A 26560-nucleotide genomic window follows, 5' to 3' on the forward strand; every position below is an offset into this window, starting at 1 on the left:
GCTTGTTAAACCAATTCTTAGGCAACCAACAACGACCGCTTCCCGTCCTTGGTGTCGGCCGCAGCGAACGGCCCTAAGCCGCCATTCGTTAGAGATCGCGTCGCCGCAGTGCAGCTTTCCTCAAAGCTGGCATCCGTGTGAAACGTCGTTAGGTGACAAGACCAAGACCAAGAGAGTTATCTGGTGTAAATACTGTTCAAGACATCAAGGGAAAACAACTTCGTGGATAACAGCGACGTCAAGGATAAATCTGAGTGGGACGTTGAAGGCGTCGAAGATGGTAATGCACGTGATGAGCTGCCAAGCTATCCGCTTGAAGATGTAATGGTTCGCAGCGAAACGCGATCTGTTAGCGAGGCTGTAAAGCGGATCAAGGCCGGAAGATACGCAATGAGTCCTGATTTTCAGCGAGATTTTGTCTGGCCTTCTGATAAGCAGTCGAAGCTTATTGAAAGCTGTATCATGCGGTTTCCATTACCTGTTTTCTACGGTAGCAGAAGGGCAAGATGGTCGCGTTACCGTTGTTGATGGGGTGCAGCGTCTAAGTACTTTCCTCCGATTCTTAAAAGACGATCTGAAATTGACGAGTTTGGGAAAGGAGCACCCTCTTAATGGTAAGAGGTTCACTGATCTTCCGTTGCATTTTAAGGAACGTATTGAAGACATGCAGCTCACGCTTTACATTTTAGACAAAAGTGCTCCTGAAGCCGCGCGACTTGACATCTTAGAGCGCGTGAACAGTGGGATCCCACTCACACGACAGCAGATGCGCAATGCGCTCTACGACGCTCCGGCCACTCGTTGGCTCGGTGAGCAATCTAAGAGTGAATTATTCCAGTCGGTCACAGGTGGTTCGCTCGATCCCAAGATGATGAGAGATCGCGAAGCAATAAATAGATTCTGTGCCTTCAAGCTGTTGGTCAGTGCAGAATACGCAAGCAGCGATATGGATGCTTTTCTTGCAGCAGCGCTAAAGAAAATGAATGGCTTGAATACTCTTGATAACTTGTTAATTTCATTCACTAATGGATTGAAGAGAAATAAGAAGCTTTTCGGTAGACACGCGTTCCGCAAATCCTTAATTGACGCGGCTGTCTCAAAGGAGGCGCCTCGAAGCGTCATTAATATCTCACTCTTCGAGGTTATGATGGTCGGCTTGTCGGAACTAAGTAGTGAGGATTTTTCAGTTAACTCGAGAGATATTTAGACTGTGATAATTGAACTCGCGCACAACGAAGAATTCCTGAATTCAATTACTTACTCGACAAATAGCACACGTCAGGTTCACGATCGTTTTGCGATGGTTCACGATGTTTTGGAGGGATTTAAGAGCCGATGATAAAGCTTCTATCAATCCGCAATTTCAAATGTTTTGAACGAGCCGACGTCAACCTCGGATCATTGACGCTGCTTAGCGGCTTTAATGCTGCAGGCAAGTCGACTGTATTGCAATCACTTCTGCTGCTGTCGCAGGGGCTACGTTCCTCGCTGAGCAAACAACACCTTCCGCTTAATGGTGCATTGGTGAGACTTGGGGCAGCTGGGGATGTTATTCGTCGAGGAAGTGATGGGGAAATTGCGTTTCATGTTAGTGGTTTTGATGCGGACCTGGAGTGGAGCTTCACGGATGCGGATAGAGATCTTTTGGACGACCCCATTCACGGGGAGCGCTTAAAGATAATCAGCTCTCCAACGGAGAGTAGCTCTTTGTAAGACAATCAAAAATTTCTTCAAGAAGCCGTCCGAGATTTAGTATTTTTAGGCGCAACCAGACATGGACGTCAGGATGTGTTTCCTTCTTCTGATGATGCAGACCCAGTGAACGCGGATGTAGGAAGTGAAGGGCAATTTGCTCCTTGGCTGTACGTGAGGAACGCTGACAGCCCTGTTGAAGAGGAAAAGCGGTTCCCAAATGACGAGAGCGTAACATTTCGCGCACAGGTTGATGCGTGGCTTGGCCACATATTTCCTGGTGCATCTGCAAACGCTGCGTCTATAAGTGGAACGAGCTATTCTCGGCTTGAGTTCCGCCTCGGCCGGAGTAGTGCTTGGTCCAGGCCCGCAAATATCGGATACGGGCTCAGTTACGCATTCCCATTGGTAGTGGCTCTTTTATCTGCGCATAAAGGCCAAATAGTAGTCATCGACAGTCCTGAGGCGCACCTTCATCCGCGCGCTCAATCTCGAATGGGCGAGATGCTTGCTCAGTTTGCGAACGCTGGCGTACAGGTCTTGGTCGAAACACACAGTGATCACATTCTCTCTGATGCTCGATTAGCGGTACAAAAGAAGGCGTTAAAAGCTGAAGATCTTGCCCTTCATTTTTTTTCAGGTGCTCAAGAAGGGCATGGTAATGGAATTGTCTCACCCACAACACATTCAGATGGGCGACTCAGCGATTGGCCGGAGTTTTTTTTCGATCAAGCCGAAATTGACTTAATGGCCTTGGCGTCTCACTGAGATGCGGATTTTCTTGAACGAACTGTCGTTGATTGGAACTCCCGATCTGGATACACTCCGAGAAATGTTGAGGCGACTCATGGCGGCGAAGAGAAGTTCGAAAAACCTCTCTCTTCGCTTGTACTGCTCATGTCTCACTGCTGAAACGCAGGCGATCGATGGTGAACGTTTACTGGTTTCTGTATCGAAACTACCTCGAGATGAGAAAGCGGTTATCCTAAATTGGCTCGGAAAAAGCGGCCCCTTCTTGGACGATGATCGCACGGATTCCTATGACGACCTGTACCATCTCAACGGAGAGGACGTGACGAACCTTGGTGCTGCTGAGGCTGCAAGGCAATGTCAAAAACATAATGATGGCCGTCTTCTGAGCCTAAACAACGAAGCATTCAAAAATACACCTTTGGAAGTTGTGCATGGTTTGATTGAGGAGCCGCTTGAAAGTGTGCTGGTGCGGAACAGTTGGAGCTTAGAAGAAGTTAAGGAATGGGCTGACGGTGCTGATCCGGAGCCCACGAATTGGGTTGAGCTTCTTGATGTCTCACGGCGCCGGTATGGCCACCTTCTAATTGGGGATCACTGCGACGAAGTTCTCGGCGGTCAAACATTCTATCCCGTAGTCTCGAGGCGCGTGTTGGAATTACTTAGGGTGCTTAATACAATATCGGGAAGTGTAGACAAGAACGGAAAGTTGAGCGCGTCAGGTGAGGAGCTAAAGGAAACGCACTTCGTCGGAAAAAAGGCCTGACTCTCATGCGAGTCGGACGGAAACAAGAAAGAATTCGCGACTGATATGACTTTTCCTGATCCCGCAGATCCATTCAATGTTTCTGGCACGGCAAAATTAAAACACCACAGTTCCGAGTTCATTTTGAATGGCCGCTCTCGACAGGCACCGAAATTATCAAGGTTACCTACATAGGCCCCAAATTAAGTAAAAAATAACACTTTTTGTCAATGTGTTAACTCCTGTCCTCGCACAGTGTCAAATTTGCGACTGCAGTGAAGGTCTGCCTTTTATCCAACGCGCTACGCCTTTCGCGTTCGCAGCGAAGGTCCGGTCTTCGGCGAAAATTACGTTATTTTTACGAATTATTTTTTTATGTTTTGATTTTATTTAGTTCTCTATGCCTCCCGACCGCACCATTTAACAAGTTTATGCGCTTGTTATTGTTTATTTTTCCTTAGCGCAACTTAGTCCAGTCCCCAGATTAATCACGCGGAATTTTCCCCTTCAATATGTTTGATCATATCAGAAACGCGCAGAAATGACGCTGATCCACGCTTATGCATAGTGATCTCTGCGCGCTCAGCTTTGCGATAGATAGTGCTAGGGTGTAGCCCAAAGACTTCTTGCGACTTAGACACGCGCACAAATATTGGCAGAACTTCCCCCATTACGATCTACCTTTCATTGTATCAGCTTTCTGCCCAGAAATTTCGGCATCGATTGCTTGATCCAAATCTTCTTTGTTCAAAACGTAGTTTTGAGGCGTTTGGCCTGCAAAAATGCCGCCACTGTAAACGGTATCAACGTCTTTGTGGCGCAGGTGACGGTAGCGCATGGCATCTGTTTTCACATCTGCATCAACATTACTCGCGACGTCGCCTTGCGCGCTTGACGTTTTAAGGTCTCGAATTGCCCTAGAATGGCCTGTGGATACCGGCCAAAAACCAAACATTCGCCGCGATACAGAATATCAACATTTTGGGTTCGAAGCGAACGGCCAAAACTGTCATTGGAGGTTTGCTTGGCGAATGGCAGCTATCGCATTGAATTATTGAAGACGAAGACTGAGAAGCTCTCGAATTGGGCGCGATTTGGTTGGTGTGGTCGATTTGGCAGCCCGACGTCGCGTGAAATTTTACTGGCTTGCAATGTCGTTAGTACGATCCTCTTGCGGCGTATTTAGTGTTGACCAGGTGTCGTCTTGAGGCGGTGAAGGTGGTGTTTCACAGTCACCGCGATGGATATTTACTTTTGCGATGAAGTTCGCAGAGATGGGGGCCGTCACAAACAAGAACCCCATGATCAGCAACTCGTGCAACGACATCTGGCCTATGACGAAGGAGTGAATCATGGATGCCGCAAGCAGCATCCCGATTCCCACCGTCCCCACCTTTGTCGGAGCGTGCAAGCGCGACATTGGAGCGTTGAATTTCAACAGGCCGATAACGCCCACGAGTGTAAACACCGATCCGATGAGCAGGCACACTGCGACGGCGTAGGTTCCGATAATCTCGGCATTCATTCGATGATGTCCCCCCGTAATACAAAGCGCGCCAGAGCGACGGTCGACACGAAGCCCAGCATCGCGACCAACAGCGACACTTCAAAATAGATTTGCACGCCTTGGTAAATACCTAGCGCGATAATAATGCCTAAACCATTGATAACCATGGTATCCAGCGCAAGAATACGATCGCCGGGCGTTGGCCCAATAAGTAGGCGTACCATGGACAGAATTTGTGAAACCGCCAGCGTGATAAACGTAACAATCATCGCAATGTCAAAAAGCCAGAGTGCTGTCGTCATATGAAAATCTCCTTGAGGCGGCTTTGGTAGCGGTTCACAATATCGTCGCGCACGGCATCTGGGTCGTCTGTGTGCAGCACATGCACGAGTAGGCTATGGCCTTCGTCAGACAGGTCCGCAGATACCGTTCCTGGGGTTAGGGTGATCGTGCCTGCAAGAACCGTGATCGCCTCAGGCTGGCGTAATTCTAGTGGCACCACGATCCATGCAGGTTTCAGTTTTGCGTTTGGGACTGTCAAAACGACCCATGCCACTTGGATGTTGGCCACGAGAATGTCCCAAATGACCATGACGCTGTAGGTGATCATTTTGTCCAACCGGAAACTTTTGGGCGTATTGGGCCACCAGATTGATGTTCCCCGAGAGATGATAATGCCGAGGATGATCCCGAAAACGACCATGCCCGCCGAGACTTCGTTTTGCAAAAACGTCCAGACAATCGCCAGCAAAAGCGTGACGAATGGATGTGGGATGAGCCATACAAATGCGCGTTTCAAATCAATAACCCTCCTGCGGTGAGCTCAATTTACCCGACGTATCCAGCACGGTCGCGATATAGGGCTGCGGCGAAAAGAGCTGCGCGGCCATTTTGGTCGTATAGCTATGCACTTGCCCAGCAAAAATGGTATGCGCCACCAAAAGCGCAAGCAGTCCACCGACGGCCACATAGGACAAAGTGGCGGGCGGCGGGGATGTTTCGGCATTATGTTCTACGCTTTGCGCTTTCCAGAATAAAATGCTGCCAGCGCGTGAAAATCCGACGATGCTAATCAGGCTGGATCCCAGCACAACCGCCCAAACCCAAACGACCTGATCCGCACCGAACGCTGCATCAAGCACTAAAAGCTTGCCAAGAAAGCCCGACAATGGCGGAAGTCCTGCCACTGCGATCGCACCCGCGAAAAAGAATGCTGCCGTCAGCGCGCTGCCCGCGATGGGTGGTTGTGGCGTCAGGTCCAAATTGGCCCGCCCGCTGCGCACCAGATCAGCAATCAAGAACAACGCCGCCGCCGCCAAAGTCGAATGCACAATATAGTAAAGTGCCGCTGCAATACCTTCGGGGGTGAACAGTGAAATCGCGACCATCACCATGCCCATCGACCCGATGACAGAGAACGCCACCAAGCGGTCCAACCGTTTTGCCACCAGAACTCCAGCCATGCCAAGCGCCACTGACAGCAGGGCCGCAGGTAATAACCAGACACCGTGCAGGCCTGCTGTGATCTCTAAATCGGGGGGGAAAATCATCGTGTATACGCGGATAATCGAGTAGGCGCCGACCTTCGTCATGATCGCAAACAATGCTGCAACGGGTGCTGGTGCTTCCGCGTAGCTTGACGGTAGCCAGAAATGCAACGGCACAATTGCGGCTTTGATCGCAAAGACCAAGATCAACAGGACGGCCGCCACGCGGATACCCACGGTGTCATTCGCGCCGATCAAAGCTACTCGATTGGCGAGGTCCGCCATATTCAGCGTGCCCGTTTCGGCGTAGATTGACCCAAGTGCAAATAGGAACAGCGTTGATCCGATCAGATTAAACAGCACATATTGAACACCCGCGCGTAGCCGTGCGTCACCACCGGCATGGATCATCAACCCGTAAGACGCGATTAAAAGTACCTCGAAAAATACGAACAGGTTAAAGAGGTCACCTGTTAGAAATGCCCCCATGATCCCCATAAGTTGAAATTGGAACAGCGCATGAAAATGTGCGCCACGGTTATCCCAGCCTGATCCTATGGCATAGAGAAGCACGAAGAGGGCAAGCACTGCCGTCAAAAGCACCATAAAGATAGAGAGCCTGTCGCCAACCAAGACAATGCCAAATGGCGCCGCCCAGTCACCGAGTTGATAGAGGATGATAGACCCGTCAAAAACCTGCGTTGTCAGCCCAAGAGCGATGGCAATCAGCGCCACAACACCTGCGACCGAAAAGCTGCGTTGAATGACGATATGATAACGAGCAGCCAGCACAATGAAAGGTGCAAGCAACGCAGGAAGAACAACCGGTGCGATAAGCCAATGCATCATGATGGTGTCCCCGTTGTCTCGTCAGACTGATCGTCCACATGGTCATCATCGGACCCCAGAAATGCGCCGAGGCTGATCATAACCACAACAGCCGTCATGCCAAACGAGATTACGATGGCTGTCAGGACCAAGGCTTGCGGCACGGGGTCTGCGTAGGTTGTCACGCCGTCTTGCAAGATTGGCGGCGCACCAACGGTCAAGCGACCAGAGGCGAAGAGGAAGACGTTTACTGCGTATGTCAAAAGCGAGACTCCCAAGATGACGGGGAATGTACGCAGTCGCAGCACGAGGTAAAGCCCGCCCGCAGTCAAAATGCCAATGGCAGAAGCAACTAAGAGTTCCATATTACACGCCCTCCTTTGCGGTATCAGGCGTATCGAGCTGAGTGTCATCACGCGACGGGTCGATGTCCATTGGATGTTCGCTGTCCTCCATATGCGCACGGCGCGCCAGACGTGAAAAACTTTCGAGCGACAGCATGACCGCGCCCAGAACCGCAAGGAACACGCCGAGATCGAACAGCGCAGCGGTTGCGAGTTCAAACTTTTCAAAGGGTGGTATGCGTACATAGGTGAAATCAGACGTCAAGAACGGTTTACCGAAGAACCAAGATCCCATGCCGGTAAATCCTGCGATCAACACGCCGGCGCCGATCACGCCGTGATAGGGGTATCGCAAACGCGCCGAGGTCCAGACAAAACCGCTCGCCATATACTGCATCACCACGGCAATCGAAACGATAAGCCCAGCAATAAAGCCGCCACCCGGTTCATTATGACCGCGCAGGAAGATGTAGAAACCGACGATCAAAACGACGGGCATGATCACACGGGTCAGTACAACCATCATCATCGGATGAGTGTCACCAGCGCGGGGCTGGTCGGGCTTGCGGTTCAAAAGCCGCGCACGCACTGGCCCACTCAATAGAGCTTCGGTCAGTGCATAGATCAGCAAGGCCGCGATGCCCAAGACGATGATTTCACCATAGGTATCAAAGCCACGGAAATCGACGAGAATGACGTTCACCACGTTATTGCCGCCGCCGCCTTTATAGGCATTCGCCAGATGGAATTCCGAGATCGGCACACCTTTTGCGTCGCGCAAAAGATAGTAATAGGCCAACGCGAAGGTCGCCAATCCACCCATAACCGCAATGGCGCTGTCGCGGGTGCGGCGCAAAACCGTGCTTTCGATAGGCGTGGTGTTGGGTAGGAAATTCAATGCCAAAAGCATCAAAATGATCGTCACAACCTCGACGGTGAATTGCGTCATGGCAAGGTCTGGGGCGCTAAAGAACACAAAGCCGATCGAGACCATAAGCCCTACGATACCAATCAAGACCAGAGACAACAGGCGATTGCGGTGCAGCAATACCATGCCGGCGGTTGCGGCCACCAACATTAACCACCCTGCAATTTCCACAGGCCCCGCAGCTTGTGCTACGCGTGTCGGAGCCCCAACAGTACCCGTTGCCCAAGCGTAAAATCCTGCGACAAAAATCGTCATAGTGCCAATTGCAGTATAGCGTGAAAACGCGCCGTTGTGCAGCGGGAGCATCACCGCTTGCGTTAGCTTTACCGTCGATTCAACGATTTTATCAAATATTTCCTTGGCTTCGGGGCGCGGCATGCGGTCCCAGATGCGTAGGGCAGGGGTGAACACGACCAACATGATCAAGCCGCCAACGACCGCGATGATCGACATGTAAAGCGCGGGCACCAAACCGTGCCAAATTTTGAAGTGCGCATCGGGAATCGTGGCAGCATCGCCCAGTACTGAGGTCGTGACCAGCTTTACAAACGGTTCTGCGACAAAGGGGGCCAGGCCAATCACAACAACCAAGACCACAAGGATCGCAGGCGGCAACCAAAGACCTGGATTTGGGTCATGCGGCGTGGCGGGATAGTCGTCGCGCACGGGACCAAAGAAGACATGTCCGATCAGTCGGAAACAATACGCCGCCGAAAAGATCGACCCGAATGTCGCCAGCGCGGGCACCAACCAAGGCGTGCCAAACAGAACCGTGGCATAGGTTTCTTCCAGCATCATCTCTTTGGACAAGAACCCATTGAGCAATGGAATTCCCGCCATAGATAAGGCCGCAAGCGAGGCAATGACGAAGGTGACGGGCATCAGTTTGCGCAGTCCACCAAGGCGCCGGATGTCGCGGGTATGCGCTCCGTGATCAATGATCCCAGCCGACATGAACAGCGCCGCCTTAAACGTCGCGTGGTTTAAAATGTGAAACACGGCTGCCATTGCGCCAAATGCCGTCCCTGTCCCCAATAGCATGGTGATCAAGCCCAAATGGCTGACCGTCGAAAATGCGAGCAACGCTTTGAGGTCATGCTTGAAGAGCGCGATCACAGCGCCCAGTACCATCGTTATCAAACCCGCAGTGGTCACGATCACAAACCATTCAGGCGTGCCAGATAGCACCGGCCACATGCGCGCCATCAGGAAAATCCCAGCTTTCACCATCGTGGCGGAATGCAGATAGGCGGACACTGGCGTGGGCGCGGCCATCGCGTGGGGTAGCCAAAAATGAAACGGAAACTGTGCAGATTTCGCAAAACAGCCCAGCAAGATCAACACAAGCGCAGGCACATAAAGCGCATCAGCTTGGATCAAAGCACGGTTCTGCAAAATCACACTAAGGTCATAGCTGCCGACGATTTGCCCAAGGATCAGCATGCCTGCGATCATCGAAAGACCGCCCATGCCCGTCACCGTCAACGCCATACGCGCGCCTTGGCGACCTTCAGGTAAATGTTTCCAAAAGCCGATCAAAAGGAAAGATGACAGCGATGTAAGTTCCCAAAATACAAGCAAAAGCAATATGTTATCGCTGAGAACAATGCCAACCATAGCGCCTTGAAATAGCAGCAAATAGGTGAAAAATTCACCCATATTATCGGCGCGGCTCAGGTAATTTCGCGCATATGCAATAATCAACAAGCCAATACCCAAGATCAGCAGCGCAAAGAAAAACCCTAACGAGTCAAGCATCAACGTGAAGTTCAACCCCAGTGCAGGCATCCAGTCGACACGCGCGACGACAACCTCGCCGGCCAGAACTGACGGAAGGTTTGTAAGCAGCCCGACAAAAGCAGCCAAAGAAACCGTGAACGTCACGCCAGCACAAGCGGATCGCCCCGCTGAGTTCATGAGGCCAGGTAACAGCGCGCCTAAAAAAGGCAATGCGACGATAAGAAAAAGGGACACGCAAACTCCTATTCAATTAAAATCGAGCAATTCAAACAGAGAATGCGATCAATCAATATCAAAATAGTAGGTAATCGTCGCCAAGGCGAGTGCCTCGCGCCAAAATATCTAAGAAATTTCTAAAACGGTCATTGGATCTAGTTCAACGAGCGGCAGCTTTGGGCTTCGGACAGGCCTTTGCGCACCGTGATCCCTTGTTCGATCAGAAACGCGCAGATCTGGTTGATGGTTGCCGTCCGACGCGACACCAAGCGCGAGCGGACTCGCTGCAACGCCTGCAAATCGAGCTGGTCCTGTGTCTTCTCGGAAACCGTTTTCAAATTCAGTCTTCGCCATGCTACCTCTCCTTTGTGCAGGTAAATCTAAGCTCAGTCTAACCTGCTGGGGGAGGCAGCCGATACATTTTGACGCAGATTGCAGCGACACCGAGCAATGAGCCCTGCCTAACCGCGTTCTGAGGTGCAGAAAATGTCCGGTTTTGGTCTAGGGGTGCTGACCAATTTGGGCTTGTGATGCGCAAGCAATTCCTTACTTAGCGCACACGCCCTTGAGCACTTACAATGGGATGACAAGTTTTTGATCGTCTTCTGGCGCATCAAGAGAAAGGTGCTTTTCTTCGAGAACCAAGATGTTTTCAGCACTGATCACATTGCTTTTTGTCTTGTAACCGATAACGTCCTCGACAGGCATGTCGAGATTCCGCGCCAGCAGCATAGTTTCTTCGGACGAAAAGTTCGTTAGACCTCGGACAATTTCGTCACCATCTTCATTGTAAACATGCAATACGTCGCCCTTAGTGAAATCGCCCTGAATTGAAATCACGTCGCAAATGCCGATGCTGCTGACGCCTGCGGCCACAGAATCGGCAACTTCGTTTGACACGACGAGAGTTCCCGAGACCTGCAACCTGTTGCTAAGCCATATTTTCAGAGGGGATGCGGTCACGCCGGTTACAAGGCATCGGGTGTATCGCCGTTCATTGTTCAGAACAGATGACAATGGGCGCTCGATTATACCTTCTGCGATGATTGTCTCGCAGCCGGCATTCTGGGCCATATTCGCCGCCTGCATCTTTGTCAGCATACCGCCGGTGCCCAATGCACCAATGCTCGTCGTAGATTCAAGGTGCTCGCTAACGTCTTCCAGTTCTGGGATAAATACGGCTTCCGGATCTGCAGGGTCGCGATCAAAAAGTCCCTCTACACTGGTCAAAATTATCAACAAATCTGCCTGAACCATCTGCGCGACCTTGGCGGACAGACGGTCGTTATCGCCAACCCGAAGGTCACGCGTGGCTACGGAATCGTTTTCGTTAACAATGGGCAGAATGTCGTTTTCGAACAACCGCATCATGGTGTTCTTGATGTTCAAAAACCGTCGACGATCTTCCATGTCTTCGACTGTCACAAGCATCTGGGCGACTTCTAATTCATGTTCTGATGCAACCTGACGATAGGCATTCATCAACAGCGGTTGGCCACAGGCCGCCGCCGCTTGCTTATCCAAAATACCGGCATCTTCTGGCCGTTTGCCGATCATGTTCAACCCCAGAGCAACGGACCCAGACGAGGTAAGAATGATATCGTGACCTTCTTTTTGCAGCTGTGCAAGATCGCTCATCAGGCCATTCATGAAAGCATAGCGAAGCGTAAGCCGGTCGCTGTTTGCCAGAAGGCTGGATCCAATCTTGACAACAATTCTTTTTTTCTCAATCACAGACATCTCCGATATCATTTTGATTTTGCTAAATAATACAGCACAAATTTGCTTAATAAGGCGCAGGCCTGTAGTGCTGTACATTCAAACGATTCGCCGATGTATAACACGCAGCCTACGCGTGATTACAATGACGCTGACGTTGCACGCCCCAAAGCGGCCTATGCCATGTCATCTCGGCGACGAAAAAAATACTCGAACGATCTAGTACCTTTGTGGTGCGACGCAGCACTTTTTCTGCGTGAGACGTGATGGGATAATCGGAGACTAAAATGAACATACTTCTGATTGGCTGCGGTAAGATGGGTGGAGCAATGCTGCGCCAATGGGCCAGCAACGACAATAATCACTTCACCGTCGCGGACCCTGCCGCCAGAGACCTTCCGAAGGGTGTGAAGCATGTCTCAAAAATGGCAGAACTGAACGCTGCGGAATTTGACGTTATGTTGATAGCGATCAAGCCGCAAATGATTGCTGACGTGCTGCCGGACTATGCCTTTTCGCTGAAACCAGACGGATGTATTGTATCCATCGCTGCCGGTTGCGGCATTGATACAATCGTCGGAATTGCGGGAGAAAAGGCGATCATTCGTGTGATGCCGAATTTGGCGGCGATGGTCGGGCTTGGAGTGTCCGGCCTTTACGCGAACAACAAATGTACAGAGCAGCAAAAAGCCGATGTTACAGTACTAATCGCCGAAACAGGCACATGCATTCAGCTTTCCAGCGAGGATGAGATCGACCGTCTGACTGCCATCAGCGGCAGTGGGCCTGGCTATATCTTTGAAGTCATGCGCAGTTATATGGCGGCAGCAAAGTCAATGGGTTTTGATGACGAGACAGCTCGGACTTTGGTGATGGATACGATTGCAGGTACGGTCGAAACGGCGCGACAATCGCCTGACACATTGGAAGAATTACGCAATTCAGTGACCAGCAAGAACGGCACGACGCAAGCGGGGCTGGAGGAACTGATGCGCGATCACAAGCTTGAAGCATTGTTTCGCAATACCGTTCAAGCGGCCTACAGCCGTGCAATCGAACTAAAATAATCCAAGCGCATTCGTGCGACATTTAGGAGCAAATAGATGAATACCATGAGTACGCAAACAATAGCTAAAAACCTGAATGTCGGTGCCGTTATATTGGATCTGGGACGGCGCGCCAAGGCAGCAGCACCAATGCTTGCCATGGCGACCAGCGAGCAGCGCAACCTTGCCCTGTACGAGGCTGCAAAAGCCCTGCGAGACCAAGCGCCAGAAATCCTGACGGCCAATGCCCTAGATCTTGAAAGTGTTCGAAACAGCAACAAGGATGACGCGTTCATCGACCGGCTTAGCCTGACGCAAGATCGCATCACGGATATGGCTGATGCGCTTGATGCGATTGCCGGGCAGGACGATCCATTGGGTAAAGTCCTTGCGTCGTTTGAGCGTCCGAACGGGTTGCACATAGAACGGGTCAGCGTGCCGATTGGTGTTATTGCCATGATTTACGAGTCACGCCCGAATGTGGGTTCAGATGCAGGCGGGTTATGCATCAAGTCTGGTAACGCGGTGATTTTGCGCGGTGGTTCTGAGAGCTTGCAGTCTTCGCGCGTCATTGTGGCCTGTCTAGCGGCGGGTTTGCGGGCCGCTGGTCTTCCCGAAGATGCTGTGCAGCTTGTGGACACACGCGACAGAGAGGCGGTCAAGTTGCTATTGCACAGCACGGACAACGTCGATCTGGTCATCCCGCGTGGGGGCCGCGGACTGGTATCACTGGTGCAAAAAGAGGCGCGTGTGCCGACCCTGTTGCATCTGGATGGCAACAACCACACCTATGTTCACGACAGTGCGGATGTCGAAAAGGCCATCGGGATCATTCAGAACGCTAAGATGCGCCGAACTGGTATCTGCGGTGCAACGGAATGTGTCGTGATCGATTACAAAATAGCTGATCAGATCCTGCCACGAATTGTGGGCGCCCTTGAAGGGTGTGAACTTCGCGGCGATGCAGAGGCGCAAAAAATCGTACCGGGTATGATCGCGGCAGCTGATGCTGACTGGGACACAGAATATCTAAGCAACATTATGTCGGTTAAAATTGTCGAGGGATTGCAGCAGGGCATCGAGTTTGTACAGGCACACTCATCAGGTCACACAGATGCAATCATCGCCGAAGACAATGAAGCAGCAAGACTGTTCATGAGCGCGGTCGATTCAGCTGTGGTCATGCACAACGCATCCACCCAGTTTTCGGACGGAGGAGAATTTGGTATGGGGGCGGAAATAGGTATCGCGACAGGCAAGATGCATGCAAGAGGGCCAGTGGGAGCCGAGCAACTCACAAGCTATAAGTACTTCGTTCACGGAAACGGACAGCAGCGGCCTTGAATGGTAGAACTTTTGATAAGCGCATTAAGTTAACTGTAACGTGCCATTCAAACCATCAGAGTAAAGCAGGTTAAAAATCTTCACGTCATGTTTCGTGGTCAACATGCGTCGTTAGGGCGCGTGTTGACCACGAGATCTCCAACGATTTGAAAAGGCGGAATTGTCCGCGCGGGCCCTAACATTCGAGCCATTCACAAGAAACATGCTACGCAACCGAAAGACACGTCGATGACTGAAATATCTGAGTACGCCCAGCTCGACCATTTAGATCGAATGATAATAGAAGAGCTTTCTTTAGACGGTCGTATGAGTGTTATCCACTTGGCCAAAAAACTAGAAATTTCGACATCCACGTGCCGAGTCAGACTTAAGCGGCTTGTCAGTGAATCTTCATCCTTGGTTTCTGTGCCATCCTCGATCCCCAGAGGATCGATCAGAATCATGTGGCATTTGTAGAAATCACACTTGAAGACACGACGGATGCGGCACTTGGAGCATTCAATGCGGCCGCCGAAAATGTTCCCGAGTTAGAACAATGCCACATAATTACTGGATCGTTTGATTATCTACTAAAGGTGCGCACAAAAGACTCAATAGACTTCCGTCAAGTTCTGGTCGAAAGTCTATCTGAGTTACCACATGTCGCGCGCACATCCACATATTTGGCTATGGAGACGGTAAAGGAAGCTGAATTAAATCTGCTCCTTGATGCCGACTAACCTCTGTTAATTGGGTTGAACAATGGTTAAAACGGCTATCCTTTTGACCGAATATTGGTGGATGACTTGATAATCAGAGGTCGAAAGCTCACAAAGCCCGCACAGCCGACCTCTATGCAAAGCGCATCGAATGTCTTGTGTGAATGGCTCCTGCATAGCAAGACATTTTAGATCAGATTTGTGCATTTGTCAGAAGCAGTCATGTGTTCCCATTGCCGGCAGGGTATGGGGTCCGCAAACCAAGCCCCTTACAGCTTTGCGGGCTATAGTGCTGGGGGCATTCGACGGGGTGTCTTGGTTTTGCCGGTAGACTTACATCAAAGCTCTGACTGGCGATCCGCTCGTGGCTGAAGACAGCGATTTTGAGGCCTTCGTGCTTGCCCCTGTTGGCACTGGGCCTTACGCGTGGCACCGCTGCCACTCGATTACTAAATGCGCACGCACTCCAGATAGATCGATAATACCGTCGATGGTCCGCAAGACATGATCTGCACCATGGCGGCAACCCACTTTGCCCCAAATGCGCACAATGCCTGAGGCGTATCGCTCTTTGCGCCCATCAGGCGGCCCTGATCCGCTAGCAGGAACTGTTGTCGGACATCTTGGGTTTGGCAAATTGAAAACGACGTCCTTAGGATGAACACGTAAGGCACGCGCGACCACTTCTCAAATCCGACGCTATGAGCGCCGCAATCGACAATGTACAGCCTTGACACGAATCATGACTTACTTCTCAATTTTAAGAATTATTTTATTGGGGATTTGAGGTGATGAAGCTGGTATTTGCGACGGGCATGACTTTGTTGTACTTAGTCACTTTTTTCCTAGCAGGTGCCGCGGCTGCGCAAAGCTATGATCTTAAGGTAAAACCAGCAACTGGCTCAAAGATCGAAAAGGGTAAACAATATTGGATATCCATCACCTGTACGTCTGGAACCAGAAAAGTTATTTCAAGGTCAAATAATCAAACTTTCAGTAGTCCGAAGGCCTATCTACAGCGGATAAATGCCAAGGGTGAGTACAAGTCGACAAGCTATACACTGAATCCCGCAAACTCAGCTTCACTATGGATAAGCATTGGATCTGAAAACCTAGACATCACAAACGGAGTTCCTTCCATAACAGGGTGTTGGTCGCGGTTCTGGTAGCGGGCTAGACTCAGTTTTTATGCCCGTTTTTGTCTTTGGCCTCGGCGCAGGTGCAGATTTCATCAAGCAAAACGACGCAGATTGCTCGCGTGATTACATGGTTACAGGGAGAAGCTCCGAGGCTCTTGTTGTCAACGCAACCCTCACGACCAAGTCAGGGTGGGACTACGAAGAAGATGAAGACCTTGTAGGGGCAGTGCTCGAGTTCGCCGATGAGACCCTACAGCAAGCCGGAAAATTCATTGACGGAACGTCTTTGGTCAAGGAATTGCCCCGCTTCTTTTTCGAAGTTGATGACGATGAAGAAAGCGCAGAATTGATCGCAGAACGAGGGCAAGCCGCAAGCGGTTTTGCGTCGGCTTGGGCGAAGCTGGCAAAATCTCTAGGGGACGAAGGCTTTTTTAACGAAGACATGCAACTGCGCGTCGGAACCAACATGGTAGAAAATCGATATTCGCGTGTCTTTATCAAAGTCACTGAAGTCGACAGTTTCGTCTATTCGAAAGCACCATTTATCACCAACCTTGAAACAGACGGAAGCGCGTTCTGGCCGCTCAAAACTGAAGGAAAACCGAAGTTTGGCGAACTTTTCACCAACCGAAATAAAATAAACTTTCCTGAGAGACTAAGTCATTCTGACTTTTCAACATTGCAATCAGAATGCGAAAAATACATTCAAGATATTGAAAGAAAAGGATTAAGTTCAAAAGCCGATCAAACCTATGTTCTCGCTCGCTCGCATGCTTGCTTCAGACACGCTAACTCAAATTGCGGCTCAACGGTGCTTTCACACGCTTAGCGAACTACGAGAAGAATTGCCGGTATTGGCCAGCAAGGACTATGTGCGCAGGAAATTTATTCGGCCGAATGACATTCTGTTTTCACCCGCAAGTTACTCAATAGTAAGTGCCCAATTGAGAACTGAAGCCGACCCTTTGGCCATGGGGGGTGCCAAGACTGCTGCTCTGGCGAAGGAAGCTCAAACTGCCCTACCTGAGTTTTACCTGTCGTTCAACGCCGGCAAAACACCAAAGGGATTGGATCGGACAATTCAGGTTTTGGACGCCGCAGGGGTACTAGAACCTGAACAGGGCGAAATTGAAAGTCCTGAAAACTTAGCCAGTGCGTTTCGAAAAGCTGGGTTTAACCGCGCCAACTGTTTTTTTGTGAACAACACTACCAACAATTCAGAGCTTGGAACGAATTACTTTTCAGGGGACGTCGACGGTGTATTGCTACTTCACCGGCTACCTCCAGCAAATGAAGCTCAAGGTAGCATTTACAGGCCAGTACTTGCGGTCGTTGCGCAAGTCTCGATCAACCCCGCGACAAAAAAAATCTGGCGCATCATTACCACGGAACTGGATCCAAACCCGCTGTTTTCTGGTAATGTCTGCGAGTCCAAGGAAGCGAGCTCAAGGGGCTTGAACGAGAACTTCGCCGGTATGCTATCTACTGTCCGGGACCTCTTCGTCTTAAAAGGAGAACAGCCAGAAAAAGTCGCTAAGTTCCAAGTTTCAGTCGTTGAGAACATTCAAATCATAGACCATAGCGGGAGCGTTTTGGACAGTGCTAATGAAGGGGGCCGCAACGTCGTTATGCCAAGGGAAGACGTTTTTGCGGCAATTGCGGTAGCTGGATACAAGGGGTTTTCATGCGGGCTGGTAAAAGCGAAAGTGGGCTCTGAAGTACCTGACATCTACTTCGGTGGTAGGAAAGCACTTTTCGTGCTGCACAAGAACCGCTTTGCACCGAACGCAAGCGACTCCATTATCGTATTGGTTGACAGTAATTCAGCAGGTGAGGTCGAATTGTTGGAGTTAATCTCCAATGGCGAACTCGCTCCAACACGCATTTTCAAAAATTTGGGGGAATGTGGTGTCACAACTTCTGGATAAAGGCTGCTAATAACAACTCGGATATGGAACACGTCAGGTCAATGCGGCGCTGTCGGGAATGCGGAGAAAAACAGACAAGAAGGATACACGAGGCATCGCGCAGGTCCTGCGCTCTGGTTGGTTCAGCCCAGTTCATATGAAGAGCTGAGGGCCGTGCCCTCTCGGGCATGTAAACATGCCCTGTCTGGTAATAGAAGAAACCAAAAATGTCTGCTGCGCAACGTGAAGCGCACCCCAAAGCAAGGCTCTCCACGTCCGATCCGACATATGCGTGCAGCGGTGCCATCACGGCATCAACCAGACTGCGAAGAGAAACGTGACCCGGGTGAGTGACAATGATCCAACATAACAAGAAAAAAGAGCTTGACCTAAACACCCAATTAGAGAAGCAGACAATCGATGCCGCGCTTTATCCCAGTAGGACTTGTTTCGAGATGCGAAAGATAAACCCATCGAGAGCTCGACACCTTACATTGCGCATGCTCTTTTGAAGCTCGCTATTCACACTTTTAGCTGACGCAGTTCCCTAAGAATGTCACTTGCCATACCGTTTATCCCCATCATAAGAAATTACCTTAAGTGTTTCATCGACAGATTATCTGTAGCTTTGAAAAAGCGTGGTGAACGATCAAACAGTGCGCCATCCGGAAGTGGAAGAGGCAGAAGCGTCCCGTCAGGTTTGCTTGGTAGCCACCCGAGTGCTGGCTGAATGGTTGACACGAGTTCGGAAAGCTCGCGTACGATATTCACAGCTAGCGCTACAACGCTGCCTGCGAATTGCTAGAGGTTGGGGGTGATGATGATCTTATCGCTGCAGTAACTGGTCAAAGTTCTGAAACGGTGAGCCACTACACAAAGCAAGTGAGGCAGAAAGTCCGAGCGCAAACTGCACAGAGAATGCGAACATAACAAAAACAAAATGTTTAGACTTTCAATCACCAATAAGCTGAAAGCCATTTAAGCCATTGAGAGTAAATGGAGGCGAATATGAGAATCGAACTCCTGTACACGGATTTGCAAACCGATGAATGTTACTGTTTTTAATTATTTTTGTGGGTAGAAAATGCCATTATATATCAAGAACATATCATGAATGGGTAGCGAAAATGACGCCTTTAATTCCCTCCCCTTTCTTTGATTATTTGGCGGCAGCGGTTCTGATTTTGCAGACTTTGATGCTGAATGCAGCGATTATCTGGTTTGCATCCCTAGTGTCGATCCGCGCGAACGGCCCAAAGCGGGCTGTTAAACGTAAAGTCGAACACGATTACAATTGGCGGCTTGCCATCGTTTTTTCTATATCGTGTAACATTGTCTGTACCTCAGTCGCCAAATCTTGCGCCAACGTGCTTGCCACTCGGGGTAGAACTCGTTGGGCGCTGAGAGCAACGCTGATGTTTTGCGGTACGATTTTTTGCCCCACGACAGGAATTGCCACAAGTTGGTCAGCAAGGATTTCTGGCCCCACATCCAACACCGATGTTAGCGCTACGTGCCGACCAGCCATGACCAACTGCTTCAAAAGCTGTAATGAATTGGTCGCGACAGGAGGTAAATCTTCGGAAAATATCCAACTGTACCGTGCTTCCAACATGCGACGAATGGCAAGCACACGACTTTGTACCACAATTGCGTGTTTTGTCACTTGGCTCAGGTTCACTGAGCGCTCTTGGGCCAATGGGTGATGTGCTGCCGCAACGCAGTGCAGCGGTAATGGCGTGCTCCATACAACATGAATGTCGCGGCGTGGGCGTAGATTGAAAGCCAGCGCGATATCCGAACGCCCCTCGCTTAGTGCATCAGCGGCATCGTCGGGGGTCGCAACGTCAGCATCCACCCGAACACGCGGGTATTTATCGGCAATCCTACCAAGAAAATCTGGAACGATTCCATTCATGAGACTGTCCATTGCAACCAGTTTAAAATGGCCAACATCCAACCCCTGCATTTGCTTCACATCGGACCAGATACGGTTTTCATCGGCTTGCCACCGCTGGCCCAACAGGACCAACATCTCGCCAACTGGCGTCAAAGACATCCCTGTGGAAACTCGATCAAACAACTGGGCGCCGAGCCGGTCTTCGAGCTGTTTGATTTGGCGGTCGATCGCCGAAGCAGCGAGACCAATACCACGCGATGCCGCTTGGATAGACCCGTGTTCGGCAACAGCCATAACATATTGAAGGCTGCGTGGGACTAGGTGTAGTGCCATCTTCCATCCTAATAATTAGAATACTTTGTTGCTTATTATGTCATGGATTAGGTTGGAAGAAAATGCCTAGTGTAAGGAACAACCACTGAAGAGCTGACTATGACCTTGACTGTTTCCCACTGCCTATCCCAGCTAAATTCTGCACCCCGCGAAGAGGCTCTTGCCATGATTGCACCATTGGCTGAGCGCTCAACTTGGGTTGCTGAAGGGGCCGTTGATCGGCGTCCATTTGCAAGTGATGCCGATGTAGCAGCCGCTTTGGCAGAAGTCATTCTCACCGCCCCAGCGTCACGTAGGATCACTATGTTTCGCGCTCATCCCGAGTTGGCAGGACGCGAAGCGGTCGATGGTCAAATGACCGAAGAATCTACGGGGGAACAAGGACGTCTTGGATTGATGTCACTGGCAACCGCAACGCATACCCGCTTGGTGCAGCTCAACGCTGCCTATCAGGCGCGCTTTGGTTACCCCTTCATTATCGCGCTGCACCGCGTTCCTGATTTGGAAACGTTGCTGTTGCTTTTCGAGAAACGCTTAGCCGCGGATCCTGTTGAAGAGCATGTCACCACTTTAGCGGAAATTACGTCTGTCATTCGCGCACGTGCCGCACGCGCTTTCACCACACCATCAATTGAAATACAAACCACCTGAATTTAGGAACACCTCTCATGAAAAATTTCCTCCCTCTTATCGCTACGTCATTTTTGGCCATCTCTGCTGTCAGTGCGAGCGCCAAGGACACCATCCGAGTTGCGGGCAACTTTGCGGCCGAGCATTCTTCGTCTCTTGCCATGCTAAAATTCGAAGAAGAGCTTGAGCGTTTGTCGGATGGCGAAATCGATGTGAATATTTTTCCAGCACAGCAACTTGGCGGTGCTGCGGAAAACGTACAGGCTGTCAAAATTGGCGCTATCGAGTTGATGTGGGTGGGCACTGCTTACCTGACGCGCACGGTGCCTGAGTTGGAAGCAATCGGCCTGCCGTTTCAGTTCGGAAGTCGTGAAGAAGCCTTTGCAATCGCAGATGGTCCTGTCGGCGCGGCGCTTGATGTCAAGCTGGCTGAAGAAGGCATGACCTCAATGGGGTATATGGAACTAGGCTTTCGTCACCTAACCAACAACGTACGGGCCATCGAAACTGCCGAAGACATTGCGGGTCTGAAAATTCGCTTGCAGCCGAATGAAACTCACCTCGCAACCTTCCGTGCGCTCGAGGCCAATCCTGTCGCGATGGACGTGAAAGAATTGTATTCTGCACTGGAACAAGGTGTGATTGATGGACAGGAAAACCCGTTCGCGATTATTGACGTGGCAGGCTATGCCGAAGTGCAGAAATACGTTTCCAACACAGGCCATTTCTTTGACTTCATTTCTGTCATTGGAAACAAAGATTGGTTCGACGGGTTGGATGCAGACACGCAAACAATTGTGCAAGACGCAATGACAACAGCGATTGTCTATCAACGTGAATTGGCTGCCGAGCAGGATGCTGCCGGTCTTGCAAAACTAGAGGCCAAGGGCATGACCTATACTCCGGTATCCACTGAACTTGCCAAAGCGTTGCGCGAAAACACTGCAGGTGTTGCCGCCGACACTAAATCCCGTCTTGATGCGGAACTCGTCGAATTGCTTGACGCTGAAACCGCAAAGCTTGGCATGTAAGATCATGCTGGTGGATCGTATCCTGACCACGATTTTGACGCGCGCTGATAAGGGCGCGCGTCTTGTCGTGATTTTCGGCGCAGCCACCATGGTTGCTGTCGTCTCGGCGCAAGTGGTCATGCGCTACGGTTTCAACGGATCTTTTGATTGGGCCGACGAAGTGTCTCGCATTGCATTTGTCTGGACCACGTTTTTGGCTATTCCACTTGGTATCCGTGAGGGCTCACACGTTGGCATCACATTATTGGTGGACAAGTTGCCCGCAGGTTTACGCAGCGCCATCGCACGCATAATGAACCTGTTGGCGGGACTGATGTTGCTCGTCGTGTTTTGGACCGCGATAGGCGTTGCAGCCGCCACGTGGTCCGAACGCCTTGGTGCCATAAATATGACCTCGAGCGTCTTTTTCATTCCAGTAATCATTTCCGCTGCGCATGGGGCGCTACATTTAATCCATCTCGCCCTATGTCCCATCGTCGACCAAACAGCCGAGGTGGCATCATGAGCCTTTTTGTTATTGTCACTTTCCTTGTGCTCGCAATCCTTGGAATGCCTTTAGCATTTTCGCTGGGCGTGTCCGCGCTGGCGGGACTTTGGATGTCGGGTTTCGATCTGGCAGTTCTGTCGCCGCGCTTGATGAATTCGGTCAACTCTTTTCCACTGATGTCGATCCCGCTGTTCATGGTGGCGGGTGAATTGATGCTAAAAGGTGGAATTATGGATCGGCTAATCGGCTTTGCGAATGCCTTTGTTGGGCGAATGCGCGGCGGCTTAGCTCAGGTCGCGATCATTTCAGGGGCGGGGCTGGCGTCAGTTTCTGGCGCCGCCGTTGCGGATGCCTCAGCTCTGTCATCGACGCTCGTTCCGTCATTGAAAAAGCAGTACGGTCTGGGGTTTTCATCCGGCATCGTTGCTGCCGCTGCTAATCTTGGACCGATCATTCCCCCCTCTGGTGCAATGATTGTTTATGCTTTCATGGCGGGATCTAGTGTCTCTGTTGGCGGATTGTTCATGGCAGGTGTGGTGCCGGGCCTGATCCTATTTGTCGCTCTTATGGGGTTGTGTTGGCTTATCGCTTGGATGCGCGATTACCCTTTGGCTGGCGAGCCCTTTTCGTTCGCAAATATAATACGAGAATCCCGCCGTTCGTTTCTGGTTTTCTTGATGCCAGTCATCGTCATCGGCGGGATCGTTATTGGAGCTTTCACGCCAACCGAAGGGGCCGCCATCGGAGTGTGTTACGCGTTGTTTTTGGGATTTTTTGTCACCCGCCAACTCAAGCTTTCGGATTTGCCTGACGTTCTTTTGACTGCGGCCAAGACCTCGGCGTTGGTAGGGGCTATGATCGCCTTTGCCTCAACCGTGACGTTTCTTTTCACCATCGACATGCTGCCGATGCAGTTGGCCACTTTGATGAAAGGCGTCACTGACAGTCCGTTCCTTTTTCTTTGCCTGATCTCTCTCATGCTATTGGTCGTAGGAATGTTTCTTGAATCGAACGCCGCCTACATTATGCTCGTGCCGTTGTTTCACCCGATTGCACTGCAATATGGGATCGATCCGCTGCACTTTGGTTTCATCTTTGTGCTAAATCTCGTGATTGGTATGTTGACGCCCCCAGTCGGAGTTGTGCTGTTTGTTGTCACGGGCATCACGGGGGTTAAAATGGGCGAACTCGTTCGAGAAAGTTGGCCCTTTATAGCCGCTATGTATGCGGTTCTTTTACTGTGTATGCTGGTGCCTTCTGTCGTGACTTGGTTGCCAACGCAGTTGGGGTACTAATGTTTTATAATTAGGGCATCTCAGGCCGCACACTCGACATCGGTGCTATAAGCCTAAGCTAGTGCCCGCTTAATGATCGGACTGCTGCTGCAAACCAAAAGCCTCTAGTCATAGACACATATTGGCAAGACGCCGCTCCAATGCATATTCAAGAAAAGTTGCAATAGTTAGCCCAGCACCTGACAGGATGCCGATTAATGTTCTGAGTAACGAACCTCGTAATGTTGGTTTGGCGCTCCCTGCAGTATTTACATAGACATCGACCCGCAGCGAATGTCTGGGATCCGCCCTGAGTGTCGATCGACGCGAACGGCCCATACCCGCCATTCACCGACCGGTCGAAATGCTGCGGACGCAGCCCGCTTTGCGGTCATTCGCCGCAAGCGCAAACTCCGGGCTTCGTCGAACTCACACATCGCGGATGAAGCTGCCGTTCGAGGAGTCGCAATGGATGTGTCTGGAAGCGGATCACAAATGAAAAGAAGCTTGTCTAGGTTCTTTTACGATCAGAACGCCTGTTTATAATCGCGTCCCTCAGGCTCATCGAGTTAGCATCGCTGTTTCTCTCAACCAGATCCGATCTGACGGACAAACCCAGCCAAGGACGTCGGAGGTCAGTCCCGAATGACCGAAGGAGTGAAGGCGTGACAATGCGGTTCCGCCAATCACGTCCCGCGAACGAATGTCGGCACCATGATCGATCAATGCCTTTAGAAGCCAAGGGTTTCCAATTTCCGCCGCATACAAAAATGGGGTGAGCTGATCTTTACCAACCACCGCATTAACATCCGCGCCGGAGTCTAGCAGAAGACGCACAACTTGACGTGTTACAGGGCTGTCGCCTTTGAGAATGTGTTGTGCCAACTCAGACAGAATTGCCAATTCATCCGGCGAGCGGTCCGAAAGCGATTGTGCGCAGCCTTCTTCATCCGGAAATGGCGAAGTCGTTTTGCGCAAGAACGCAGGCAAATGAGCACCTGCTATTCCGGTTTGTATTGCCGTTTGGACAAGAGCGTTCGGATCTGCGAACCGTGCTACCGCTTCGAAAAGAGCTGTTTGATGCAACGGTCCCCTGATTTCAGTATCAGCCCCTCGCTCAACAATACCTTGAACAAGGTCTTTTTTGCCGACGGAGACCGCCACAAGAAGTGGGGACTTCCCGCCCTTGGTTCTTAAGTTAATGACCTTGAGGGACGTTACCTTCAGCAGGGCCCAAAAGCAGGCGTCATCACCACCCTGCAATGCGTTTAACAGCGCTGAACCACCGTTTAGGTCCAAGGCGTTGGGGTCTGCGCCTGCGTCTAACAATTGTTTGACTTTGTCGACCTGCCCGAGGTGAGCAAAAAGTGCAAGTTGCGGGGTAGGGGTGGGACCATACCCTTTGATAATTCGGTTTGGGTTTCGAAGGTCGACTGGGCGGTTTCCCCAACTTTGAAGATCAACGAGATAGTTTTCGACGGGATGCGATTTGAAAATTGGTGCGGCTTCTGGAAAAAGCTCAGGAAAGTCTTTTGCCACAGCCAGTTTCGGATCTGGAATATCTACGTTCAAACCAAGCCCGTCACAGAACCCTTCCCAATTCGCATAAATCCGCCGTCTCCCAAGCATCAGCGAAATGTTCAGAACGTAGTGAAGGCAACTCTTCAGCTGAACGGCGCTACGAAATTTAAACCAATTGGCAGCGTGATCAAAAGCTTCAAGGGCATCTTCGAGTTTTCCCAATTGCGCGAGATAGCGCCCCCTATAGAAGCCAATACCTGCCAGACGAGGTTGTCCATGCAGAGAGTTGTCCATGCTCTCGAAAAGCGCAGTGATCGTAGAGACTTCACCTTTCGCCTTTTTGCGGTATGGGTCTGTCAGTCGCGCAATTTCATTGACGGAGTTCTCTTGTGTTTCACTGAGGTGGTAGCTTTCTCGAAGGGCCGGTGTTCGCATCAGTTCTGCTATCGCCGACTGAATTGCGTCGCGAGTAAATGGGACTTCATACCCTAGAATGTGTTCTCGACAATCCACCAAACTGAGATTGCAGTACTTTTGGTATAACCTACATACCATCAGCGCACGAGCGAACCTGCGGTCCCAGTGCTTCATGAGCGCCAGGATCGTGTTTATCTGAACATCGTGATCGCCTTTAGACCATCGGCCAATCGACGCCACCCAGTTTTCAACCCCTCTATGTAATTTGGGCTTGCTCTCGATTTCTTCTGCAAGCCGTGTCAGCCCAAAGTCTTTCACCCGAGATTGCCACAAAAGCTGTGTAGCTTGCTCGGGATTGCCAAGTATTTCTCGTGGTGAGATCCCCGTAGAGGGCAAGACGTTTCGAAATAGGTCTTGGAAGCAGCCGAATGCGACCCTGTCAAAAACCTCCCGCACGACCTCGGAAGGTAAAGCGGCACAATCAAGGTGAAGGCATAATTGGGTGTATTCCTGAAGCATTGGCAGGAAGTCGGTTGCCCCCCAATCCTGATTACCATTCGCGTCGTGAAAATCACGAAGATGCTTTCTCAGAAGTCCATTCGATGCCTCGGGGGACAACGGCTTGCCTTTTCGAAGGCGCTGTAGCTCCTTCTTGAGACCCGCCTCATTTGCATCGTCGACATGGGACATCGCACGGATTAAAAAGGCGACAATCTCGGATGGTTGAGGGATGGGAGTAAGGTCGTAAACCACTATACCTGTGCCTGTTTCCGATGCAGTCGTGCTAACTCTGCTTTCACATTTCTAAAAGCCCTTCGATCACTTGGTGTGCGGGAAAACACCAGAAGGCCGCCGCCAGCGAGAAATAGCTTGGCAT

At 50.8% G+C, this 26560-nt stretch carries 25 protein-coding genes and 2 pseudogenes; 16 read left to right on the forward strand and 11 right to left on the reverse strand.

Annotation, left to right across the window (positions count from 1 at the left end):
- Positions 1-324: 324 nt before the first annotated feature.
- From BM025_RS19800 to BM025_RS16770, 5 genes are all read left to right on the forward strand, one after another.
- The gene (locus BM025_RS19800) at positions 325-528 is read left to right on the forward strand and encodes a DUF262 domain-containing protein (protein ID WP_483143671.1); all 204 of its coding nucleotides are present in this window, start codon (positions 325-327) and stop codon (positions 526-528) included.
- Positions 449-1207 carry a DUF262 domain-containing protein gene (locus tag BM025_RS16755; protein WP_211753584.1) on the forward strand — a complete coding sequence of 253 codons (759 nt, stop codon included), beginning with the start codon at positions 449-451 and terminating at the stop codon, positions 1205-1207. The genes BM025_RS19800 and BM025_RS16755 overlap by 80 nt, the downstream gene beginning before the upstream one ends.
- Positions 1208-1335: 128 nt before the next feature.
- Complete coding sequence (locus BM025_RS16760) at positions 1336-1713, forward strand: AAA family ATPase (protein ID WP_085850589.1); 378 nt, start codon at positions 1336-1338, stop codon at positions 1711-1713.
- A gap of 75 nt (positions 1714-1788) precedes the next feature.
- A complete protein-coding gene (locus tag BM025_RS16765; protein WP_085850588.1) occupies positions 1789-2460 on the forward strand; it encodes an AAA family ATPase in 672 nt (223 codons plus the stop codon).
- 13 nt (positions 2461-2473) lie between these two features.
- Positions 2474-3208 (forward strand): hypothetical protein, encoded by a 735-nt coding sequence (locus BM025_RS16770; protein ID WP_139204589.1) that lies wholly within the window; start codon positions 2474-2476, stop codon positions 3206-3208.
- Positions 3209-3857: 649 nt separating this feature from the next.
- On the opposite strand, the gene BM025_RS19245 is transcribed toward BM025_RS16770, so the two are convergent.
- The 9 genes and pseudogenes from BM025_RS19245 to proB all read right to left on the reverse strand — a co-directional run bounded on the left by BM025_RS19245 (position 3858) and on the right by proB (position 12055).
- Complete coding sequence (locus tag BM025_RS19245; protein WP_170842219.1) at positions 3858-4025, reverse strand: hypothetical protein; 168 nt, start codon at positions 4023-4025, stop codon at positions 3858-3860.
- A gap of 300 nt (positions 4026-4325) precedes the next feature.
- A complete protein-coding gene (gene mnhG, locus BM025_RS16785; RefSeq protein ID WP_085850584.1) occupies positions 4326-4712 on the reverse strand; it encodes a monovalent cation/H(+) antiporter subunit G in 387 nt (128 codons plus the stop codon).
- Entirely contained in the window at positions 4709-4996 is a 288-nt protein-coding gene (locus tag BM025_RS16790; RefSeq protein ID WP_085850583.1) for a K+/H+ antiporter subunit F, read from the reverse strand. Before BM025_RS16790 ends, mnhG begins: the two co-directional genes overlap by 4 nt.
- Positions 4993-5493 carry a Na+/H+ antiporter subunit E gene (locus tag BM025_RS16795; protein WP_085850582.1) on the reverse strand — a complete coding sequence of 167 codons (501 nt, stop codon included), beginning with the start codon at positions 5491-5493 and terminating at the stop codon, positions 4993-4995. Before BM025_RS16795 ends, BM025_RS16790 begins: the two co-directional genes overlap by 4 nt.
- 1 nt (position 5494) lies before the next feature.
- On the reverse strand, positions 5495-7030 hold the full coding sequence (locus BM025_RS16800) for a monovalent cation/H+ antiporter subunit D (protein ID WP_085850581.1): 1536 nt from the start codon (positions 7028-7030) through the stop codon (positions 5495-5497).
- Positions 7027-7374 carry a Na+/H+ antiporter subunit C gene (locus BM025_RS16805; protein WP_085850580.1) on the reverse strand — a complete coding sequence of 116 codons (348 nt, stop codon included), beginning with the start codon at positions 7372-7374 and terminating at the stop codon, positions 7027-7029. The genes BM025_RS16800 and BM025_RS16805 overlap by 4 nt, the downstream gene beginning before the upstream one ends.
- A 1-nt stretch (position 7375) precedes the next feature.
- Positions 7376-10255, reverse strand: coding sequence for a monovalent cation/H+ antiporter subunit A (locus BM025_RS16810; RefSeq protein WP_085850579.1), 2880 nt, complete (start codon positions 10253-10255; stop codon positions 7376-7378).
- Positions 10256-10410: 155 nt separating this feature from the next.
- Positions 10411-10584, reverse strand: a pseudogene (locus BM025_RS16815) (IS110 family transposase); the annotation flags it as partial.
- A gap of 226 nt (positions 10585-10810) precedes the next feature.
- Positions 10811-12055, reverse strand: coding sequence for a glutamate 5-kinase (gene proB / locus BM025_RS16820; protein ID WP_244515890.1), 1245 nt, complete (start codon positions 12053-12055; stop codon positions 10811-10813).
- 188 nt (positions 12056-12243) lie between these two features.
- Here proB and proC point away from each other — a divergent pair, with 188 nt between their 5' ends.
- The 7 genes and pseudogenes from proC to BM025_RS19555 form a co-directional block, all read left to right on the forward strand.
- Entirely contained in the window at positions 12244-13023 is a 780-nt protein-coding gene (gene proC, locus BM025_RS16825; RefSeq protein WP_085850577.1) for a pyrroline-5-carboxylate reductase, read from the forward strand.
- Positions 13024-13059: 36 nt separating this feature from the next.
- Positions 13060-14346, forward strand: coding sequence for a glutamate-5-semialdehyde dehydrogenase (locus BM025_RS16830; RefSeq protein ID WP_211753585.1), 1287 nt, complete (start codon positions 13060-13062; stop codon positions 14344-14346).
- A gap of 306 nt (positions 14347-14652) precedes the next feature.
- Positions 14653-14802, forward strand: a complete 150-nt coding sequence (locus BM025_RS19675; protein WP_342027568.1) for a winged helix-turn-helix transcriptional regulator — start codon at positions 14653-14655, stop codon at positions 14800-14802.
- Positions 14790-15065: an Lrp/AsnC ligand binding domain-containing protein gene (locus BM025_RS19680; protein WP_306455997.1), complete on the forward strand. Its 276-nt coding sequence runs from the start codon at positions 14790-14792 to the stop codon at positions 15063-15065. The genes BM025_RS19675 and BM025_RS19680 overlap by 13 nt, the downstream gene beginning before the upstream one ends.
- A 1167-nt stretch (positions 15066-16232) precedes the next feature.
- Complete coding sequence (locus tag BM025_RS16840; RefSeq protein ID WP_085850576.1) at positions 16233-17012, forward strand: hypothetical protein; 780 nt, start codon at positions 16233-16235, stop codon at positions 17010-17012.
- Positions 16936-18111 carry a hypothetical protein gene (locus BM025_RS16845; RefSeq protein ID WP_139204590.1) on the forward strand — a complete coding sequence of 392 codons (1176 nt, stop codon included), beginning with the start codon at positions 16936-16938 and terminating at the stop codon, positions 18109-18111. Before BM025_RS16840 ends, BM025_RS16845 begins: the two co-directional genes overlap by 77 nt.
- Positions 18112-18139: 28 nt before the next feature.
- Positions 18140-18256, forward strand: a pseudogene (locus BM025_RS19555) (IS110 family RNA-guided transposase); the annotation flags it as partial.
- Between the two features lie 1122 nt (positions 18257-19378).
- On the opposite strand, the gene BM025_RS16850 reads toward BM025_RS19555, so the two are convergent.
- The gene (locus BM025_RS16850; RefSeq protein ID WP_085850574.1) at positions 19379-20323 is read right to left on the reverse strand and encodes a LysR family transcriptional regulator; all 945 of its coding nucleotides are present in this window, start codon (positions 20321-20323) and stop codon (positions 19379-19381) included.
- A gap of 99 nt (positions 20324-20422) precedes the next feature.
- On the opposite strand from BM025_RS16850, the gene uraD reads away from it, so the two are divergent.
- From uraD to BM025_RS16870, 4 genes are read left to right on the forward strand one after another with little or no spacing between them, the layout of a single operon-like run.
- A complete protein-coding gene (gene uraD, locus BM025_RS16855; protein WP_085850573.1) occupies positions 20423-20974 on the forward strand; it encodes a 2-oxo-4-hydroxy-4-carboxy-5-ureidoimidazoline decarboxylase in 552 nt (183 codons plus the stop codon).
- Positions 20975-20991: 17 nt separating this feature from the next.
- Positions 20992-21984 (forward strand): DctP family TRAP transporter solute-binding subunit, encoded by a 993-nt coding sequence (locus BM025_RS16860; protein ID WP_085850572.1) that lies wholly within the window; start codon positions 20992-20994, stop codon positions 21982-21984.
- Positions 21985-21994: 10 nt separating this feature from the next.
- Positions 21995-22489: a TRAP transporter small permease gene (locus tag BM025_RS16865; protein WP_170842220.1), complete on the forward strand. Its 495-nt coding sequence runs from the start codon at positions 21995-21997 to the stop codon at positions 22487-22489.
- Positions 22486-23766, forward strand: coding sequence for a TRAP transporter large permease (locus BM025_RS16870; RefSeq protein WP_085850570.1), 1281 nt, complete (start codon positions 22486-22488; stop codon positions 23764-23766). Before BM025_RS16865 ends, BM025_RS16870 begins: the two co-directional genes overlap by 4 nt.
- A gap of 540 nt (positions 23767-24306) precedes the next feature.
- Here the strand turns inward: BM025_RS16870 and BM025_RS16875 are convergent.
- Positions 24307-26436 (reverse strand): ankyrin repeat domain-containing protein, encoded by a 2130-nt coding sequence (locus BM025_RS16875; RefSeq protein ID WP_085850569.1) that lies wholly within the window; start codon positions 26434-26436, stop codon positions 24307-24309.
- Positions 26437-26560 lie beyond the last annotated feature (124 nt).

It is taken from the genome of Pacificibacter marinus, assembly GCF_900109555.1.
GTDB classification, from domain to species: Bacteria; Pseudomonadota; Alphaproteobacteria; order Rhodobacterales; family Rhodobacteraceae; genus Celeribacter; species Celeribacter marinus_C.